Below are 241 nucleotides of genomic sequence, written 5' to 3'. Positions count from 1 at the left end.
GGCGAAGGGACCGTTCTTTCTCATCGCGATGCGCCTCCGAGGCTGCGCGCGTAGCGGCGTTCGAGCACGCGGTAGTAAGTGAGCATCACGACGAGGTTCGCGGCGAGCAGCAGCACCGCGATCGTCGCGCCGAGCGGCCAGTTCAGCGAGCCGAGGAACTCGTCGTAGACGGCCGTGGCCGCGACCTTCAGCCGTCGTCCGCCGAGCAGGCCCGGAATCGCGAACGCGCTCGCCGACAGCC

At 69.3% G+C, this 241-nt stretch carries 1 protein-coding gene; it reads right to left on the bottom strand.

Translation table 11 applies throughout. The features are described 5' to 3' along the window. Nucleotides 1–20: 20 nt before the first annotated feature. On the bottom strand, nucleotides 21–241 hold a 221-nt coding region (locus AAEY75_RS16825; protein WP_352260306.1), incomplete at its 5' end, for an ABC transporter permease family protein.

Source organism: Psychrobacter sp. TB55-MNA-CIBAN-0194, assembly GCF_040309505.1.
GTDB classification, from domain to species: domain Bacteria; phylum Pseudomonadota; class Gammaproteobacteria; order Pseudomonadales; family Moraxellaceae; genus Psychrobacter; species Psychrobacter fozii.
The sequence above is the reverse complement of the archived record's forward strand: the minus strand, read 5'-3'. Positions and strand labels throughout refer to the sequence as shown.